The organism is Bacteroidia bacterium (assembly GCA_027493955.1).
In the GTDB taxonomy this organism is placed as follows: domain Bacteria; phylum Bacteroidota; class Ignavibacteria; order SZUA-365; family SZUA-365; genus JAOSJT01.
The window spans coordinates 2,496,657-2,515,996 of sequence record JAOSJT010000001.1 but is presented as its reverse complement, the minus strand read 5'-3'; the positions used below and the strand labels follow the sequence as shown (position 1 = coordinate 2,515,996).

The following is a 19,340-nucleotide window of genomic DNA, read 5'->3' as shown; positions in this document are numbered from 1 at the left end:
ACTCAGGGTCGCACCCCGGATACAGCGTCATGCTGTATCATCAGGTATGAATCTATGAAATCAGTGACGGAGACGTGTCACGGAATTGTAAAATGCATTGCCTTCATGCCTATCATGGGATAGTGCCCGCAATACCCGCCCTGCGCGTCACCGCATCCGGGGAGGGACGGCGGCGAAAGGCGATTCCCCTTTCCGGGAGCATTATCCGGAGACGGAAATACCTGCTCCGAATCAGCTGCCGTGCGCCTCCGCAACCAGACGCTCCACGATTTTGGCCGACGACAGCACGCCCGGCAATCCCGCACCCGGATGGGTGCCCGCGCCGGTGAAGTACAAATTGTCCACGTCTTCGCTGACGTTGTGCGGCCTGAACCAGGCGCTCTGTGTCAGTATGGGCTCCACCGAGAATGCAGAACCGAGATAGCTGTTCAGCCGGTGCTGAAAGTCATCCGGTGTGAAGATGCGTATTGTCGCAAGATGCTTCGAGAGATCGGGCAGGAAACGCTCCTCCAGGAAGCGCATGATGCGGTCGCGGAAACGGGGTCCCTCCACGGTCCAGTCTATGCCGGATGCGTTGTGCGGCACGGGCGCGAGCACATAGAACGCGTCACAACCCTCCGGCGCCATGGAGGAATCCGTGGCGGTGGGGCGGTGGAGATACAGGGAGAAATCGTCCGCCAGAATTTTGTTGGTGAAAATATCCTCCAGCAGCTCCTTGTACCGATGACTGAGGATGATGTCGTGATGCGCGATATCCGGATACTGGCGGGTCGTTCCGAAATAGATCACGAACAAGGACATGGAGTAGCGCATGCCGGCGATTTTCTTGTCGGTGTATTTTTTCCGCTGTGCACCGTCTATCATACGCAGATAGGTGTATGCCACATCGGCATTCGACACCACGGCGTCGGCTTCGACGAATTCGCCGTTCTTGAGATGCACTCCTGTTGCCCGTCTGTTCGCCACTTCGATGCGATCAACTTCCGTGTTCAGACGGAGCGTCCCGCCCTGTTCCGCGAAGAGCTTCGCAAAGGCCTGAATCACCTGTCCGGTACCACCCATGGCATAGTGCACGCCCCACTCCTTTTCGAGATAGTGGATCATGGCATAGATCGACGTGGTGTGGAACGGATTACCGCCGACCAGCAGGGGATGAAACGTGAAGACCATGCGAAGACGCGGATCGCTGATGAACTTCGACACATACGAATACACACTCCGATGCGAGCCGAGCTTGACCAGGTCGGGCAGCACCTTGAGCATACTGCCGATAGTGAGAAACGGCTTGTCCGCCAGCTCCACGAAGCCCTTCTCGAATATGGGTTTCGTACTTTTCATGAACGCACGATAGCCGTCCACATCGGAAGGATTGAATTTCCGTATGTTCTCCTCTATGAAGCCGGGTTCGTTGTTGTACTCGAAAAAACTGCCGTCGTGGAAATAGATGCGGTAGAAAGGATGCACCGGGACGATTTCCACGTAGTCGCGACTGTTTTTTCCGAACAACTCGAACAGTTCGTGAATCAGCCACGGTGCGGTAATCACAGTGGGGCCGGCGTCGAATTTGTACCCGTCCTGCTCGAAAACGTACGCTCTGCCGCCGGGCTTGTCGAGCTTTTCAAGAATGGTTACTTCATGCCCCTGGGCGCGGAGCCGCAGGGCCGCGGCCATGCCTCCGAATCCGGAACCGATCACTGCGATGCGGCTCATCTGGTCATTTCTCCGGTGTTGATAGGTTCGTTGATCATTGATAGCTTACAAGTCTGCTATCAATAAGGCAATTATACACATGAAAAGTTCCTTCCTCCCTCGCCGGATCGTGCTCGCAGTCCTTCTCGCGTTCGTGAGTCTCCCTGTTCTCCTCATCGCGCAGCAGGGGACGCCGGTTTCGAATCAGACAGTCGACTTCCTTGTCGTCGGAGACTGGGGAACGGGCGGCGTCGGCGCGAAGCGTGTCGCGAAGGCCATGACCTCGGTGTACCGACAGCACGGCGCGACCGCGGTGTTGAGCACCGGAGACAATTTCTATCCTTCCGGTGTCAGTGATGTGAACGATCCGCAATGGCAACGCACGTTCGAGAAAGTCTTTACCGCTTCGGACCTTCCCGTGCCGTTCTGGGCGGTGCTGGGCAATCATGACTATCGCAAAAATCCGGATGCGCAGGTCGCCTACTCCGGCCGCACGCTCACAGACGGTTCCGTCACCCGCTGGCGCATGCCGGGGCGCTCGTGGAGCACAGCCTTCGCCTCCGCGGACGGGCATGTGCGCGTCCGTGTGATCGGTATAGACACGCAGCAACTCATCGCCGGAGCGGAAAAGCGCAAGGCGCATCTGGCCTGGATAGACTCGGCTCTCGCGGCTTCGGACGAGGAGTGGAAGCTGCTCGTGGGCCATCATCCGGTGTATTCGCACGGGCATTACAAGGACAATGCAACCATGAAGCGCCATTTATCCCCGCTGATGGAGCGTCACGGTGTCCACGCGTATGTGAACGGACACGACCACGACTTGCAGGTCATCAAGCAAGTACACGGTATACGCTATCTGATCAGCGGCGGGGGAGCAAGCAATCGGAAGACGGCGCCGGGTGAGCGCACCGAATTCTGCGCCGCCTCCATGGGTTTCATGCGTATCGCCTGCTCGAAGGAATCGATGCTGATCGAGGTGTACGACGCCAATGCGAAGCTGCTCTACTCGACCGTGGACCCCCGTGAGAGAAATCGCCGCTGATGCGCATGTTCGCCTGAGCCAGTACTCGTGAAGTCCGGAAATTGAGTCAACGTGGCTGATTGAAAGTTCGCTTCCCGTTCGATGTCGTGGACACGTTCTTTACATTACCCGACTCATCCCCATGATCTGTGCAGGGAAGGTGGTCGTTGTGCGTGAAAATCGTACAGAAAGGAAATATTTTCGGGGGTGTTGACATTAATAATGTAGTTCGTGATATTTCTGGCGATCAATGTGCGGAAAGATCGATTTGCATGCTTGTTGTTTTTAGTTCGTCTGTAGAGTATTCCCGGCTTGATAATCCTTCCGCCTCAGCGGATCTCCAGTGCACACCAACGGGGTGCTGGTGACATGTAATTACAGCATCAGGAGACGGTTATGAGATCAGGAAATTCCCTCATTCAATATATGCGACTGAGTTCTGTTCTTATCATTTTAATGGTAGGCCTCGAAGTTCGCTCCCTACATGGGCAAATCAAGGGAATCGAGGTTCTGACGCTGTTCAGCGGAGATAGTGCTTCGTATAATGATGAAGTGGCTCTGGGAAGTATACTCGTTGACAGTACGCATGGACGGTTGATCTGCATGTATTATACAACCGAGAGAGATTTGCCCGTGACGGTGGATGCCTACCAAGGAAGCATGGCACTATCGAGTAAAGTGAGTGTGTATATTGCCGTGTACGATCTTGACGTGTCCAGGATACTGTATGCGAGCTACCTCGGGGGAAATGGCTATAGTTTTCCCTACAGACCTTGCTGGGATGAGACCGGCGGCGCCGTGATATTTGCCGGGCATACCAACTCAACGGATTTCCCTGTGACGGAAAATGCGAGGCAGAAACAAAGAAATGGCGAATGGGATCTCTGGTATGCCCGATTCGATGTTGCTTCGTTCCGATTTACCTACATCAGCTATCTTGGAGGCGATGGGGACGAAGCCCGAGCGTACTCGATGGTGACTTCGGATGGCCGTCTGATGCTTGCCGGATTTTCCAATTCAACGGATCTCCCGATAAATCCGGAAACGTTTTCGCGCAAACCTACATCATGGTTGGGAGATGCCGCCGTGTTTGTTCTCAGAAACGATTCGCTGGAGCAGGTCGTGTTCTTTGGAGGGCTTCAGGACGAGACATTCAGGGGCCTGTATGAAACCAACGATTCCTTCGTATTTGTCGGTGATACCTGGTCCTGGGATTTAAAGGTGACCGGGAACGCGTTTCAAAAGGATTTCGGCGGCGTCACCGATATGTTCATTCTCCGCACGGATAAGCAGTTCCGCGCAATCGAGTATTGCAGCTACGTCGGCGGAATAACCAATGACTTCATTTATTCGACGCGTCAACAAGGCGAAAAGATACACATCGTCGGTATGACCAACGGTACGGAAGGTTTTCCCCTTACACACCCGGCAATTGGACAAGATACGCTCGGATTTTACTCGGCCAGCTATGTTATTTACGATGCGGCAAGGGATGAAATTCCCTTTTCAGGATTGATCGTTGGTCATGGTGCAGAGGAAATAATTGACGTCGCAATAGTAGATGATCAGCGTGCAATATTAAGTATGGCATCGAATTCGGATACGCTTCTCGGCGTTCTCAAAACGCCGCAGGGTGACTGGAACACAATGATGATGCTTCTTGTCGAATTTGATCTGTCCCAATATCAGCCGACCAAGGTCCACTATCTCTGGAACGGGAGCGGTCTTGATTGCATCAGCGAAATTATACCCTCACCGCTGGGGTGGTATTTCACCGGCTATACAGGTCGGCAAATCCCTGTCCGTCCAGGTGGCATGCGCACGCAGTATGTCGGTGGCGGGACCTCGTTCATCGGGAAAATCCACTTCGACACAAACGAGATGGAAGAAGTGGTGCACGCATCGCCTCGGCTCCTCACCATCACTCCCTACCCCAATCCGGCAGGGAAAAATGCATCAATCGTGCTTATGGGCAAGCGGGGCTCCTACACTTTGCATCTGTATGGCATGGACGGAAGGCTGTACAGTACGCAGCGCCTCGAGCACAGCGGCGATGGAGCGAGCACTATCCCGCTACCGCTCACGGGTCTCGCTGCCGGCCGCTATCTGCTCGTAGCGCAAGATGCCGAGGGTATACCCGTTGCGCGCTCCTCGGTGGTGGTGTGGTGAACCAACGTGTACCTCACAGTCATCGTTGCTCAGCGGAGGTGATCGAATGATCGCCTCCGCTGTCGGCATTGTGGGGAATGTACATGCGGGAGGATGGTTGGGCCGATCAGGATTCGTTGTCTATCGTCGCTGATAGGCACTTTCTGAGGATCGGATGGAACGCGAACAAGTATTATTTCCCGCGATTCAGGTTCTACATCGAAGGCGCCGGGCATGTACTCAGAAATCCGTGCTAATCCCGAAACCGATGTTGTTTCCGCTGTAGTCGTACCAGGTGCTGTTGGACTGGTTGCGCAGATACGTGTACTGCAGCGAGAGCTTCATGCCCTGGAACAGCAGCCAGTCGCCGCCGATTTCTTTGCTGATTTCGATCCATGCGCCGAAACGCGTATCGAGGCGCATCGGGCCTGCGGTGCCGTTCTCATCCAGCGAGGCCGCGTAGGCGTATTGCTTTGAAAAGTAGAATCCGCCGCTTCTGGCCTGCATACTCCAGGGCAGGATCTGGGTGAGCGTCAGTGAGGCCTCGCTGCCTTCGTAGCTGTATGGGTCGTCGAATAATTCCTCTTCTCCGATCAAATCCACAGTGCCGCCTACGAATGCGCGGCCGCGTTCGGTGAGATTGATGCGCTGCTGAAAACGCAGGCTCAGTCCGGTTTGCTCACCGAGGGCCTGACCGATATTCACCCAGAGTCGCACCTGGCTGGTGGATGGCTCGTCGTACATCAGATAGGAGACCTCAGGATTGAGCCCATGCTGTCCCATTCCGATACCGCCGCTCCCGCCGCCTCCCCAACCGCTGCCGCCGCCTGTGCCGCCACCGCCGTTCCCGCCGCCTCCATTTCCGCCTCCGCCATTGCCGGGTCCGCCGCCTTCGATTCCCGCCACACCCTTTGTCAGCGATGTCGTCGCGGATGAGCCCGTGAACTGCGCTGTGCTTTGCGACGAAGCGGATGACTTCTGATAATTCTTGAAGCCCGCTTCGGCTTGAATACGGATGCTTGTACGCGATTCAAGAAACACCATGCTGCCTATTGCTGCGACATTCTCGAGGTAGCCGAGTTCGCCGAAGTTGGGATACGAGCGGTACCTCGTCTGCAGCGATGCCTGGCCGAACAGGTTGTCCAGGAAGTAATGCTTCGCACTGAGCGAGGCCATCGCCTGGCGGTAGTCATACAACGCGTACTCAGGTTTATCGGTGCGCAGTGCGCCCATGACCAGGAGGGAAAGGTTATTATTGCCGTCCTCTCCATACGGCAGACCGAAGCTTCCGCCGAGACTGTGTGTCGAGAACAACCGGTCAGGATATTGCGCGAAACTTGTCAGGGCGCCGGTGTAATTCACTGCCCAGTTGGCGTCTTCCGGGAAAACCCCGAGCATCAGTGTCGCGTCGGTCGATGCCGCCGGTGTGCGTAAAGCGCTGCTGAACATATTGTCGGAATAGCCGCTCTCGAGCGACACGGTACCGAGGAATTGCGCTCGGGCGCCGGCGAAACTCACAAGCAGAAGGACCACAATCGCACTGAACTTTTTCATTTTCGACCCCAGCGCTTTCCTTTGCCGGAACCGGTTGTTGCTCCCACTCCCGCGCCCCGGGAATCATGGATCCCGTCACCGTCACGGTCGATGAAACAATCGCGGGCACGCTGCCTGCGGTGCTGTCTTGTCGGCTCGGTCTGTGAGGCATCGTCACCGCTCTTGCGGTCGTCAATGCCGTCGCCATCGCTGTCGACAAATTGTTGTGTTTGGGTTGCTTTCTCCCGCTCGTCAACAGTTGTCTGTTGCTGCTTCGGCTTCGTCGCCTGCTTTTCCTGTGCGCAGGTGCGGGAAACGTGCATGCCCGAGAGGAGAAGAATGGTGAGGAAGAGGGTGCGTATCATGATCGGCTCCGCTACGAAGGCGGGGCGGGTGTTTCCCGCCCCAAATCGTTGGTCTTACTTTGCTGAATTTGTGTTTTTCCGCTGCTTTGCGCCGGTGCGGTTCGCCGGTGTATCGCCGCAGGATCCATCACGCAGGCGGAGGCGCTGATGATCGCCGGTGCACTCGCCTTGGCCCTGACCCTGGCCCTGACCCTTGCCACCGTTGCGGTACTGGCGTCCCGTGTTTGTTCCCTTGTTGTCGCACACGCCGTCGCCGTCTTCATCAATGAATTTCGGTCCGACCTGTGTCGTGTTGCTGCCTTTGTTGGCTTTCGGGTTGCTCTGGGCTACCGCGCTGGAGTTGAATGCGAACGCGAGCAACACGATCGCGATGGCACTGATTTGAAAGATGGTTTTCATGATTGTCCTCAGAGTGAGTAAGGTGTTGCCGGAATAAATACAACTACCGTGCCAAAATGTACTTTGCCTTTGCGTACTCGCTTTCTGCTGCCGGATCTCTCGGAGTCGGCAAAAATTGTCGAACGGTCCGTTGTGCAGTCAGAAAATGTCGAAACGTCACTCGTTTTTTCTTCTGGAGAGTTTGTACCTGAGAGTACGCTCGGAGATGTTGAGCAACGCTGCCGCGCGAACCTGATTCCCGCCGCTCTCCTGCAATGCTTTTTCAATCATCGCGTCCTCCAGCCTCTCGACGGCATCGTTGAGATCACCCAGGGCAACGTCGCCCATCGCAAGCGGACCCGAGGTTTTCATGGCGAGTTGCACGTTCGGCGGCAGATCGCCTGTTGTGATAATCTCCTCGCGCGCGAGCACGACAGCGCGCTGAATAATATTTTCGAGTTCCCGGATGTTGCCCGGATAGTCATAACGGAGCAGCATATCCATTGCTTCCCGCGAAACACCGCTGACGCGCTTCCCGTTCTGTTCCGCGAATGTGCGCACGAATGCTTGCGTCAGCGATCCGATATCTGCTTTCCGTTGGCGCAGGGGAGGGAGGGTGATCGTCACGACATTGAGGCGGTAATACAGGTCTTCGCGGAAGGAGCCGTCGCGTATAAGGTCTTCCAGCGGCCTGTTGGTGGCGGCGATGATACGGGTATCGACGTGCAGAGTATCGTTACTCCCCAGACGCTGGATTTCACCGAACTGCAATGCCCTCAACAGCTTCACCTGAATGGCCGGCGGAATATCCCCGGCTTCATCAATAAAGAGGGTCCCACCGTCCGCTTGCTCGAATTTACCGATGCGCTGGCGCTCGGCTCCGGTGTACGCACCCTTCTCGTGACCGAAAAGCTCGCTTTCGAACAGTGTTTCAGGTATCGCGGCGCAGTTGATGACCACAAACGGCATGTCTCTCCGGTCACTTGCCAGATGGATGGTCCGCGCGATGAGTTCTTTCCCGGTGCCGCTTTCACCGCGAATGAGCACGGAAGCCTTACTTTCCGCCACCCTGGCGGCGGTATTGAGAACGGTTTCCATTTCCGCGCTTTGCGATACGATATTGGCGAAAGACGCTTTTCCCGCAAGCTGTTCGCGGAGTTGCCGATTTTCCGATATAAGATGGGATCGCTCGTGCGCGCGCTCGATCACCAGCAGCAATTCATCCAGATCGACGGGCTTCTGGATATAGTCGAATGCTCCCTGCCGCATCAGACCGACAGCGCTCTCTATCGAGCCATACGCCGTGACGACGACCACCGGAATATCCGGATTGATCTCACGGATTCTGTGCAGCACATCTCCGCCAGTCATGTCCGGCATGCGGAAATCGGTGAGTACGAGATCGAGATGCGTGGAAGCGGCGATATCCACCGCCTGCGTACCCGATGCGGCCTGATGTACGGAGTATCCTTTCTTGAGTAAAAAACCCGCGATGGAAGAGCGCTGCGCTTCCTCGTCGTCGACAATCAGTATTACGATGGTGCTCATGGAATCTGGTCCTGGCTGTTATCTGTGTGATGCAGCAAGCATCATGCCGGATTGCCGCCGGCAAGAGAAAACCGCAAAACGAAGGTCGCGCCAACGCCCGGCTCGCTCAGGACGTGCAGCTCGCCTCCATGCTCGCTGACGATTTGCTGTACCATCCCGAGGCCGAGTCCGCTGCCTTCCGGCTTTGTCGTGAAATAGAGATTGAACATGCGTTCTTTGATGTGTTCAGGAATTCCCGGCCCGGTGTCGGCGACGCTCAGTACGGCGTGCGAATCCGCTCTGCACAGAACACATTTGATCCGTCCATCGGTACCGATGGCTTCGATGGCATTCTGGAGGATGTTCAACAACGCCTGCTGAAGCCTGTCTGCGTCGCCCAGAATCATCGTCCGTGCTTCCGAAATGAAGAGTACATCGATATTGACCGCGCGCGCCTGACTGCGCACCGTCTGAATTGTCTGATCGACGAGTTGCTCAAGGTCCACCACGCTGAATACGGGTCTCGGGGGGCGGGCAAATGCCAGGAACTGGGTAATGATCGCGTTCACCCGCTCCACCTCGGTGCGCATGGTAGCGGCCAGTCCGCGGTATTCGTCAACATCCTGTGATGGCACGAACTCCTGCTGAAATCGCTGCGCGATGATACCAATGGCATTGAGCGGATTGCGGATTTCATGCGCGATGCCGCCGGCGAGTTCGCCCATGGCGGTGACCTTATCCTTGCGCTGCAGTTGCTCGACAGCTCTCCGGTGCTCCGTCAGATCCCTGGCCACGGCGATGCGGACGTCCGGTCGCCCCTGGGCATCGAGGACAACGGATGTTCTGATTGCGTATATCCGTGATCCTTGTTCCGTCCGAATGGTTTGTTCACGATACGCGATCGGACCCGCGTTCGCGGTCTCGTTGAGCAACAGGAGATCTCCCGGGAACGCGGAGTCGTAGGGCAGGGACTCGTCTGTGCTGCCCCGGGCGGACGAAATCTCCATCGCCGCCCGGTTGATTCCCGTCACCCTGCCTCCCGGATCAACGGCGACGACGGCGTCGGCTATGTTGTCCAGTATCACGTCCGTCGAACCGCGCATGCGTCGGTGTTCGTCATGCAGCAGAGAGAGCCTCGCCCGGGTGCTCAGAAACACCGCCACGAGCACGATGCAAAGAAAGAGACCTCCCGCAAGCATGATGACGCGCCGCATCGAGCGTTGCTGAATGTCGCGTACGCGTGCGAGAGAAACGCCGACTCTCGACAGCATGGGTTCGCGTTCAGGGATGTGCAACGGTCGCACCACTTCCAGCACCACGCCGTCGTCTGTATCGGTAATCCTGGTCGCTGTTTTTGAGCCCGACAGTGCCGAGAGGAGAAAGGGATCATCCACGATGGCGCTGAGCGTGTCAATCCCGGCACTTGCTGTAACAATGCCATCGACGTCCTGAAGAACGACGTAGGCGATATCGGGATTGTCGCCGATATCGCGCACGAGGCGTCCGATACCCAACCGTTTTCTCAGGTCGAGCAGAAACGACGACCGAACCCCGACGACGATGGCTCCCCCTCGCTGTCGTGATGCCGCCAGCAAGAACAACGTGTCATTCAGCACCGGCAGGGAAACCGCGGGCGCGGCGTACCACTGGTACTCTTCCTCGAGTACCGGCTTCGCGACGAGGTGTATCGCATTTTCGCTGCCGGCCGGATGTATCCCGTTCGATGAGGCACCGGAAACAATACGACCTTCAGGTGTCAGCACGAGTATGAGGTCGAGGTCGGAGTTGCGAAGTTCCTCGGTCAACGCGGATTCGTCGAGTCGCATGTGTTCCCCGATATGATCCACAAGTCGGGCGGCGACCACGAGCCGGTCGAGCAGGAACGTCTCCATCTCCCGCGTTGTCAGAAGGTTCATCGCGCTTCCGAGATTGAGCGTCTCGACAAGGGTTTCCGCCTCGGCGGTGGCGTGGGCAAGCAATTCGTCGCGGCTTTGCGTCACCTCCACATAGACAAAGGCGACAAGGGCGGCTGCGGTAATGGTCATGCCCACAAGGAGAAGGCGCGTTCGAAAGGACAGGTGTGGTATCACGGCAGATCCGGTTTTGTACAGCACATAGTACGAAACCCCCGCGAGAATTGCAGAATGCATTCTCTGTTTCACATCCCTCCGCAAACACGACTTCCATACGTAACACTGCATGCAATGGTTTGTCGTACTCTGCGAAACACGGGTTGGACCTTCACCGGAAATTTCATACCATACATGTTCTTTTCATTGCAACACCGAAACATGTGAAATCCCGCATCATTTCCATTGGCCTTCTGCTACTGACCTTCGTGCTCTCCCTGCTCGTCCTGTCGTCCTTCCGACAGGCCGTGCCATCGCTGCCGGAGCGCACCGATGTGTTCATGTACATGATAATGCCCGACCGCTTCGATGACGCGGAACCCGCCAACAATAATCGCAACGGACTCTCCGATGCATCCAATCCTCTGGCGGTGCAGGGTGGCGATCTGAAAGGTATCGAGCGACGCCTCGGCTATCTGCGCTCCCTGGGTGTGAATGCGATCTGGATAGCCCCTGTGCAGAAGAACGTACCCGGTGCGTTTCACGGATATTGGATACAGGACTTTCTGACCGTGGATCCCCGGCTCGGGACGATGGCGGACCTGCGCCGTCTCATTCGCAAGTCACACGCTCTGGGCATACGCGTGTACCTCGATATCGTGTGCAATCATACCGGTCCTCTGTCCGAACCGGTGGGGGGGGAGTGGGAATGGAATGATGCCGGCTACCAACTGGTCTGGCGCGACAGCACCCTGCTCCCGCTGCCCGAGGAGCTGCAGGACCTCTCGCTGTACCATAATTTCGGCGAAGCGAAGGCCTGGGCCGATCCCTGGCAGGTGCTCGGAGAACTCCCCGGTGGTCTGGATGACTTGCGCACGGAGGATGCGCGCGTGCTCGATATCATGGTGAGGATATGGACGTGGTGGATGGAGCAGACCGGCTGCGACGGTTATCGTGTAGACACGGTGAAGCATGTGGATATGCCTTTCTGGTACGCGTTTCTTGAGGCCTTGCGTGTGCGTGCCCTGCAGCTCGGGAAAAGCGATTTCTTTATCTTCGGAGAGGTGTTTTCCGGCGAGGACGAAATCTGCGCGCCGTTTACCCGGCCGGATTCGCTCGGCCGTCCGGGCTTCGATGCGGTGCTCAATTTCAGCTTTGCCGAGGCAGTGCGCGACGTGCTTGTACGAGACGCCTCTGTGAACGTCATCGCCGGAAGCATCGCCAACCTCGCGCTGTATCATCCAGACACCCGGCCGTTTCTGCCCACGTTTATCGACAACCACGACATGCCGCGCTTTCTTCACATAGCGCGTGGCGATAGAGCCCTGCTGCATCAGGCGTTGTCGCTCCTCTATTTCGCCGAAGGCATACCTGTGCTGTACTACGGCACCGAGCAGAACTTCCTCGGCGGAGAAGCGGATTACGAAAATCGTGAAAGCATGTTTTCCACGGGCTGGAAAGGGAGGAATGCCGCGGGCGACTCCTTCGACCCCGCTACGGATACCTGGCGCCATGTTCGGATGCTGACCCTTTTGCGCGAGCGCACACCCGTTCTGCGAAAAGGCAATAGTCGCGTCGCATACATCGATACGATGCGCAATGAAATCATTCTCCAGCGGACCATGAACGCCACCTCGGCGTATGCTTTCGTCAACCGGCACCATGCCGCGAGCGCTGTGACACTCCACAGCGCGCACGGTCTGACGGCCTGGCCGGATGGGGAAATCCTGCATCCGCAGGCGGATGGCAGTATCCGGCTGTCCTGTCCGCCGCGGAGTGTCCGGCTCTTCCTTCCGAGATGAGCGGGCAATGCGGGTTCTGCACCTCATCAACAGATTGGATGCCGGCGGCGTACTCAGACATGTCATAGACCTGGCCGAGGGCCTTGCGCAACAGGACGTCACATCGTGGATAGCGACCTGGGTGCCGGACGGTCACACGCTGCGCGCGCGCGACGACGTCCTCGTATTGCCGTTGTACTCGCAGGATGGTCGCAGGAAGTCGCCGTACGGAGCGGTACGCACCATCACCGCGCTCCGTCGCTTTCTGATCACCGAGCGTATCGATATACTCCACATGCACAGCCGCTTCGCCACCATGCTCGGTGCGGCGGCTGCACGCGATGAGAACATCAGACGCGTGTATACCGTCCATAACGACTTCGCTGATCTTTCTTTCCTGCCCTGGTACCCCGACACCGTCATCGCGCCTTCGGAGTCCATTCGCTCCTCCTTTCTGCGCAACGCGCGCCTGTACAGAAAGGGAAACGTGCGTGTCGTACCCTATGGTGTTCCATTGGCGGAAGGACAGCGGCCTCATGCAATAACAGATACAGAATTCGTATTTGTGGGGAGGATGGAGCCGCAGAAACTGCCGGGGCTTCCGCTCGACGCGCTGACGTATTTCCCCGACACCGTCCGCTGTAGTATCGGGTACTACGGAGGCGGCACATTGCAGGACGAACTGCGGGCGAAAGCTGACCTGCTGTCTCGACCTGATGCGACGCGGTTCCACGGGTATGTTGACAATCCCTGGACAGAGATCGGAAACCCTATGGCGTTGCTGTTTCCCTCCGACGCACTCGATGCCTTGCCCTATGCCATACTCGAGGCATTCGCTGCCGCAGTGCCTGTGATTGCGTCGGACCTGCCACAGTTGCGTGAACTCGTCCGACCGGGCGAAACAGGATTGCTCTTCACTCCGGGCGACGCGCACTCGCTCGCGGACCGGATGCTCTACGCCCTCGAGCATCCCGACACCATGAGAACCATGGGTGCACAGGCGCGTGTATTCGTCCGGGAGCACTTCAGCATGCAGGCCATGCTGCATGGGACGCTCGAGGTGTATGAGCGATTGCTCCCTTCCCCCTGAAACAGACCTGCGCCGGCGCTTCGAGCTCGACCGCAACATGCCTCTGCATCATGTACATTCTTATAAAGAAAGAGGACACGACGAGACGTGTCCTCAATATGCGGGCGTCGGGGGACAGGGAAAGAGGATTGTTGTCAGAGACTCTCGTCGCCGGGGACGGGGCGTCCCATGCTTCTATAGATGTCCTCGATCTGCGTTATTTCACCTATGAGCTTGTTGCTTCCCGGATCCAGCACAAGCGCGTGACGATACTCGACCAGCGCACGGTGATATTTGCCCTGTCGGGGAGAAACGGGGCTTTCGTACTGCATGTAGTCACCGAAATCCGTGTACGCCTTAACGAGCGCCGCCTTGCTTTCGGCGCTCTGTCCGGCGTCAAAGGCCTTTTTTGCTGCGGTGACTGCATCGTCGTACTTCTGGATTTCAGGATCGAGCTGGACAAGGGTGGCCGTGGAGATGTCGCGTTGGGCCGGAGCGTCCGCTGTTTGCGCCGTCGCATCCGTCTGTTGCTCCGCGTCACCACCCTGTTGCTTCGAGCAGGCAACGGTCAGCAGGAGCACTGCGGACAAAATGTATGAAACGTGTTTGAACATCGTAAAAACCTGTGAAAGTGATAGAGGAGGAAAGTAGCAAAACACGAAATTCCGCTGCCGGGTTCACAATCCGTCGAGGACGGCTTCGATCCCCGCGCAGTAGGTATGATGCGAGAAACGTCGTGCAGCTTCCGCGCTTGCGGCCGCACCCAGCCGGAACGCGTCGTCTCTGTTGCGCAGCAGTCGCTGAATCGCGTCGGAAAGGGCTCCGACGTCGCGCACGGGTATCAGCAAGCCGGTCTTTTCATTCTCGATGATGTCGGGAGTCCCTGCCGAGTCCGTCGCAATGATCGGAAGTCCCGATGCCATCGCCTCGATAGTGACCATCCCATAGGTCTCGGATATGGAGGTCAGAGCGAAGAGATCCATTGCCGCATAAGCTGTTTCGACCGCGTCGAGGAAAGGTCGGAAATGCACACGGTCAACGATATTCAAATCAGAGCAAAGTTTGCGCAGGTACGCCCCATACGCCTGCTCCTCACCGCGTGTATCCTCGCCGACAAGCAGGGCATGGACATCCCAACCCGATGCTTTGAGGGATGCGACGGTATGCAGGAGATATTCCTGGCCCTTCCCGTGATCAAATCGTCCGACGGTGCCGCAGAGAAAAACCCGTTCCGGAAGCTGTAGCTGGCGGCGTGCAGAGTTTTGAGACGGTTTCCGCATGAAGCGCTCGATGTCAATCCCGAAGGGCAGTACATGGATGCGGTCACGTGGAAAGGTTGTTCGTGTGCCGACTTGTCCGGCAAGCCAGGGAAGCGGAGCGATCCAAGCGTCGAGATGCCGGTATTCCCAGGAGTGGAACGGATCGCGTTTGTCTGTACCGAACTGCATATGCTGAAACTGGATGAGGCGTAGGGGAGGTCGGCTGAAGCGTTTCGTCAGTACACCGAGATTGAGGTCGCGGGGTGCGTTCAGAAACAGTATGCGCTCATTTCGATCGCGCAACTGTGCGGCGAGGCGCCGTGCAGCGCCGAATGCGCCGTACCTCCTCACCGGCTCCAGCGCTTGCACGGGAATGCCGGCCGCGGACGCGTGTTCGACCAGCGGTGCATTCTCTATTCCGTACACGGTACAGGAATGTCCACGTGCACGGAGCCAGGAAGCGATGCGAAGCACATTGAGTTCTATCCCTCCCAGCGCCCGTGTCGTGCACAATAACGCTATTCCACGACGTTCATTCATGCTCCAATATGGAGAAATTCGGCGAGCTGTGGAATCCGAGGGGGGGGAAGCGGAGGTCGTACGACATCCCTCGCACTGATCCTCATGCCACAGGAGGCGAAGTTCAGAGCGACCAGCCGACGGTGTGGTAGGTCATATCCTCCACCACAATACGCAGCAGCGCGACGCCGGGGATGACGTAGAATACATGTGAGGGGAAGCTGCCTCGCCAAACCTCGTAGCGGTGAGTGGGAATCTGTATCCCGCTCGAAAGAATGGTCATCATGGTGTCTGTGTGCGTGCACACGACGCGATAATCACCACCGTGGGACGTGCTCCCCTTTCTCGCGGGATAGGGAAGGCGGAACATGAACTTCGGCTGGCGGGAAAGGCGCGTGGTATCCTCGGCGATGAGAGGTTGATAAAACGCCAGACCCAGCGTGTCGTTGCGCAGAAGCGACGGGAACGCGAACACGTTCGGGAGGGGGCCGCCGCTGATATAGAAGTACGGCAGATAATAAAATTCGAAACCATCTTTTTCGAGTTTGCGCGGAGAGACGGTGCGCGGAGTGCTCAACGGTCGGTTGCGCGGATCCACGAGATAGGTCCATCTCTCCTCGCCGGTCAGCCGCAGCAGCGTGCGCACGGTGTCCGCCACAGGCGGCGTGATGGTACCGTCCAGCGTTTTCAATGGGGGATCGGCCGGGAAGTCGCACGAAGCAAGCAGGAACAACCCGATGAGCATTGCGGCGATATGGTGGAGTGTGCGCGGCATCAGAAACGGACCGTCATGCCATAGTGCAATCCGACTTTCGTGCTGACTTCGCTGCGGAAATGCGAGAAGAGACTCGGACCGATATACGCCTCGATCTGCGGCAGCAGCGCAGCGCGCAAGCCGGCGGTGACTTCGGCTCCGGCGGCGGCATCGCTCCAGACGGCGGATGCCTGTACGAAAGGCATGAGTGCGCCTGACGACGCCAGGAGGCGCACATAGGGGCCTGCGTAGCCGTACGTCCAGGCCACGACACCACCGAAATCGGAGATCTTCTCGATATCGACATTATTCGCCGGATACTCGTGAAACGCATCCTGTCCGGCGACGATGCCGACTTCCATCCAGCGTGTCACACGCATCCCGGCACGGAAGGCCATGTGCGTGAACATGTTGCGGAAACCTTTCGCCTGATCCGCGGGGAATTGATACGAGAGACCGCTCTCAATGCCTGCGGAAAACAGTTTGTACTCCTGCGGGTAGAGGGCAGCGGTGACCGATGGTACACTGGATACTGTGGATGGTCTCTGCGCCATATCGGGAACGGAGGCGCTCTTCGTCATCGGACGTTCGTCGCGGTACAGTGCGGCACCGTTCGCGTTTTGTGCTTCGAGTACGGCGGTGTAGTTCCCGTCGGGAATATTTCCGCTGTTCCATGCGACATCGTATACCCCAGCTTCGCGCTGTCCTTCGTCGAGTACCTGCTCCTCCCCCTGTAAGCGTATGGCCAGCCGGACATAACTTTGAGTAGGCACCGCGTAACTGATGAGTGTGCGGCCGTTGAACGGCTCCGGAAAATTCGGCGCGAGAGCGAAATGTCGCGGTGTTTCGAGTGTGAGCAGTACGGCCTCGGACAGCGCCGTCGGCAGCAAGGGTCGGCCGTCCGACGCGAGGGCATCCCAGGGGGGGAGATCGAATTTGAGCGGGAGATTGCCTTCCAGTTCGACGGGACGCGAAAACACTTCGCTGTTGATGACCCGCACACTGTCTCCGCGTTCGATGACTACTGCGCGCTCCAGAATGACGCGCGCGCGCAGGACGGAGGCCGCGTAGCTCTCCGGGACAATCGCGACACGGAGCATGTAGCGATGGCCGTCAGGATTCAGGGCAAGATCCTCCGTTGTTTCTCCCGCCCGCGGCAGATCGAGCAGCATGCCCCCAAGGAAATTTGGCGGTGCCTGCTCCGCGGACGCTGGTGCGCCACCTGATGAGACCGTTCCGCTTTCCTTTGTCGGAATGCCCGAGAGGTGCAGCTCGATCGGTCCGCGTCGGTAGACGATTTCATTCCCGGTATCGCGGCGCAGATACTCGACGGCACAATCCAGCCGCGGCAGCGCGGGATTCCCGGCAGCAGTGCGCAAGGCCTGCTGCACTTCGCGTTTGAAGAGCTCGCCGCCGTCCGAAACACTGTAGCGGCTTATGTCCTGCGATTTCAACGAATGCAGATTCATGGCCGTGAGCAGCAGAATTGTCAGCGCCGTATATCGGGAAGCTCTCGTCATCTTGCTTTACTGTGAGACTCTGTCCCGTGAAGTGAGCTGAACCGACTCTACCGAGGCCAGCATGGCGTTGTACTGTTGGAGATACTGGCTCACCTTTGCCTGGCGCTGCAGCTCGCGCAACGGCTGCACCTCCGCGTAACTCACATCTTCGAGTACGGACGGGATGTCGGGTGTGACGGCGTCCGGAGCGACCGGTCTGTCGGTGAGCGCAGGCATGTCTTCCGCCGCCGCATCGTCGGGACGTGCCTGCTCCGCGGTGCGTGTGATGTACACCGGACGCACAATATCACGGGTTTGCACGACCGTGTCTCGTTCCACAACGCGCAGCGTATCGATGATGCCCGCGTTCGATACGGGGATATCGCTCTCGGTCACGAAGAAGAAGAGCATCCAGACGGCGGCACCCGCTGCCAGAGCGCTGCCGAACATGTGTGCCCAGCCGAAGCGGCGGGGAGCGAGGCTCGCAACGGGAGCTGGCGGCATCGCGGCTTCCCGTCCGGCCTGCAGTTCGTTCACGCGGAGCAGCAGGTCGTTTCTCAGATCGGCGGGAACCTGTGTCTGTTCCCTCAGGCCGCGGAGTTTGAGCGAAAGCATGATCTGCATGCGCAGATGTTCTGCGGTCTCGGGATGCATGCTGCATGCATCAAACAGCTCTTTGTCCTGTTCGGGGGTGTTGCCTCCGTGCAGGTAGCCGATGATCAGTTCGTGGATGCGTTCATTCATTGTTGTGCAATATCGGTTCGAGGAGTTTCTGCATTCTGAGTTTCGCGCGATGAATGCGCACTTTTACGTTGGAAACGGTCGCTCCCGTCATCTCGGCAATTTCCTTCAGGGAAAAGCCTTCGAACTCGGCGAGCAGAAGGGCGTCGCGGTGCTCGGGAGAGAGCTGTGCCAGGGCCCAATTCAGGTGCTGTGTCTGATCGATATCGTCCATCGAAAGCGGCTGCGGCTGGGCGATTTCGAAATCGTCGTCTATCGCAATGTTGCGTCTGTCGTCACGTTGTCTCGATTTCATCGCGTTGAGACATTCGTTGCGCGCAATGCGAAAAAGCCAGTTGGCGGTTTTGTCTTCCTCACGTATGGTGTGCAGCATCGTGTACGTCTTGATGAACACATCCTGAAACACGTCGTTCGCTTTGTCTCTGTCGCCCAGCACGTACACGCAATAGGCCAGAACACGCCGGTCGTACTGGGCGTAAATTGCATCGAAGCGCGAGCGCCTGTCGTGTTCCGTCATCAATCAATCGATGTCTAAGCTCGGCAATTGTTGGGAATCCGGTGAAAAACCGCAAAAATCACCGTGGTTGAATGACCGCTTCCGAGTAGGGAAAGTTACATTTTTCAGGGCAATTATCAGAGGGAGAAGCAGATTATTTTCATTCCGTTTCGGCGTCTGTCACAACACCGTTTTCTGGTCCGACGGGCCTTCATGTGACTTTCCGCCGCGGAAATCACCGCAAGCTGCCGATGAAATGAACTGGTGCATGCAATACTACCTCAACATTCCATGGAAGGGCCTGTTCATCGCGTAGCAGCCGGGAGCGAGGAGCAGCGAATTGGGGGTGCTGTGTTCGATGCGAGGATGCCGGTACATTTCTGAGCACTTGCCGCTGCCGCAATGCTGTCTGTCATGCCCCTCAGGCGCTTTCGTGAGTATCCGTATCGTCTTCTTCAGGGAAAATGACTATTTTTGACTTTCAGCCGATTG

General features: G+C 57.4%; 16 protein-coding genes. 4 read left to right on the top strand and 12 right to left on the bottom strand.

The window, feature by feature from the left end; genetic code table 11:
* Nucleotides 1-231 precede the first annotated feature (231 nt).
* Entirely contained in the window at nucleotides 232-1,710 is a 1,479-nt protein-coding gene (locus M5R41_09435) for a phytoene desaturase (GenBank protein MCZ7556611.1), read from the bottom strand.
* A gap of 79 nt (nucleotides 1,711-1,789) precedes the next feature.
* Between M5R41_09435 and M5R41_09430 the strand changes: the two genes are divergently transcribed.
* Entirely contained in the window at nucleotides 1,790-2,731 is a 942-nt protein-coding gene (locus M5R41_09430; protein MCZ7556610.1) for a tartrate-resistant acid phosphatase type 5 family protein, read from the top strand.
* 375 nt (nucleotides 2,732-3,106) lie between these two features.
* Nucleotides 3,107-4,879: a T9SS type A sorting domain-containing protein gene (locus tag M5R41_09425; GenBank protein MCZ7556609.1), complete on the top strand. Its 1,773-nt coding sequence runs from the start codon at nucleotides 3,107-3,109 to the stop codon at nucleotides 4,877-4,879.
* 219 nt (nucleotides 4,880-5,098) lie between these two features.
* Here the strand turns inward: M5R41_09425 and M5R41_09420 are convergent, their stop codons facing one another.
* The 5 genes from M5R41_09420 to M5R41_09400 form a co-directional block, all read right to left on the bottom strand.
* Nucleotides 5,099-6,412: a hypothetical protein gene (locus tag M5R41_09420; GenBank protein ID MCZ7556608.1), complete on the bottom strand. Its 1,314-nt coding sequence runs from the start codon at nucleotides 6,410-6,412 to the stop codon at nucleotides 5,099-5,101.
* A complete protein-coding gene (locus M5R41_09415; protein ID MCZ7556607.1) occupies nucleotides 6,409-6,756 on the bottom strand; it encodes a hypothetical protein in 348 nt (115 codons plus the stop codon). Before M5R41_09415 ends, M5R41_09420 begins: the two co-directional genes overlap by 4 nt.
* Nucleotides 6,757-6,810: 54 nt before the next feature.
* The gene (locus M5R41_09410; GenBank protein MCZ7556606.1) at nucleotides 6,811-7,155 is read right to left on the bottom strand and encodes a hypothetical protein; all 345 of its coding nucleotides are present in this window, start codon (nucleotides 7,153-7,155) and stop codon (nucleotides 6,811-6,813) included.
* 156 nt (nucleotides 7,156-7,311) lie between these two features.
* A complete protein-coding gene (locus tag M5R41_09405) occupies nucleotides 7,312-8,682 on the bottom strand; it encodes a sigma-54 dependent transcriptional regulator (protein MCZ7556605.1) in 1,371 nt (456 codons plus the stop codon).
* Nucleotides 8,683-8,723: 41 nt separating this feature from the next.
* Nucleotides 8,724-10,751 carry an ATP-binding protein gene (locus tag M5R41_09400; GenBank protein ID MCZ7556604.1) on the bottom strand — a complete coding sequence of 676 codons (2,028 nt, stop codon included), beginning with the start codon at nucleotides 10,749-10,751 and terminating at the stop codon, nucleotides 8,724-8,726.
* A gap of 203 nt (nucleotides 10,752-10,954) precedes the next feature.
* Here M5R41_09400 and M5R41_09395 point away from each other — a divergent pair, with 203 nt between their 5' ends.
* Both M5R41_09395 and M5R41_09390 read left to right on the top strand, forming a co-directional pair.
* Nucleotides 10,955-12,532 (top strand): alpha-amylase family glycosyl hydrolase, encoded by a 1,578-nt coding sequence (locus tag M5R41_09395; protein ID MCZ7556603.1) that lies wholly within the window; start codon nucleotides 10,955-10,957, stop codon nucleotides 12,530-12,532.
* Between the two features lie 7 nt (nucleotides 12,533-12,539).
* Entirely contained in the window at nucleotides 12,540-13,601 is a 1,062-nt protein-coding gene (locus M5R41_09390; GenBank protein MCZ7556602.1) for a glycosyltransferase, read from the top strand.
* A gap of 134 nt (nucleotides 13,602-13,735) precedes the next feature.
* On the opposite strand, the gene M5R41_09385 is transcribed toward M5R41_09390, so the two are convergent.
* The 6 genes from M5R41_09385 to M5R41_09360 form a co-directional block, all read right to left on the bottom strand.
* On the bottom strand, nucleotides 13,736-14,194 hold the full coding sequence (locus M5R41_09385; protein ID MCZ7556601.1) for a hypothetical protein: 459 nt from the start codon (nucleotides 14,192-14,194) through the stop codon (nucleotides 13,736-13,738).
* Nucleotides 14,195-14,257: 63 nt separating this feature from the next.
* Entirely contained in the window at nucleotides 14,258-15,379 is a 1,122-nt protein-coding gene (locus tag M5R41_09380) for a glycosyltransferase family 4 protein (protein ID MCZ7556600.1), read from the bottom strand.
* A gap of 103 nt (nucleotides 15,380-15,482) precedes the next feature.
* Nucleotides 15,483-16,133 carry a hypothetical protein gene (locus M5R41_09375; GenBank protein MCZ7556599.1) on the bottom strand — a complete coding sequence of 217 codons (651 nt, stop codon included), beginning with the start codon at nucleotides 16,131-16,133 and terminating at the stop codon, nucleotides 15,483-15,485.
* Complete coding sequence (locus M5R41_09370; GenBank protein MCZ7556598.1) at nucleotides 16,133-17,632, bottom strand: hypothetical protein; 1,500 nt, start codon at nucleotides 17,630-17,632, stop codon at nucleotides 16,133-16,135. The genes M5R41_09375 and M5R41_09370 overlap by 1 nt, the downstream gene beginning before the upstream one ends.
* A gap of 6 nt (nucleotides 17,633-17,638) precedes the next feature.
* Nucleotides 17,639-18,355: a hypothetical protein gene (locus tag M5R41_09365; GenBank protein MCZ7556597.1), complete on the bottom strand. Its 717-nt coding sequence runs from the start codon at nucleotides 18,353-18,355 to the stop codon at nucleotides 17,639-17,641.
* Nucleotides 18,348-18,869, bottom strand: a complete 522-nt coding sequence (locus M5R41_09360) for an RNA polymerase sigma factor (protein MCZ7556596.1) — start codon at nucleotides 18,867-18,869, stop codon at nucleotides 18,348-18,350. The genes M5R41_09365 and M5R41_09360 overlap by 8 nt, the downstream gene beginning before the upstream one ends.
* Nucleotides 18,870-19,340 lie beyond the last annotated feature (471 nt).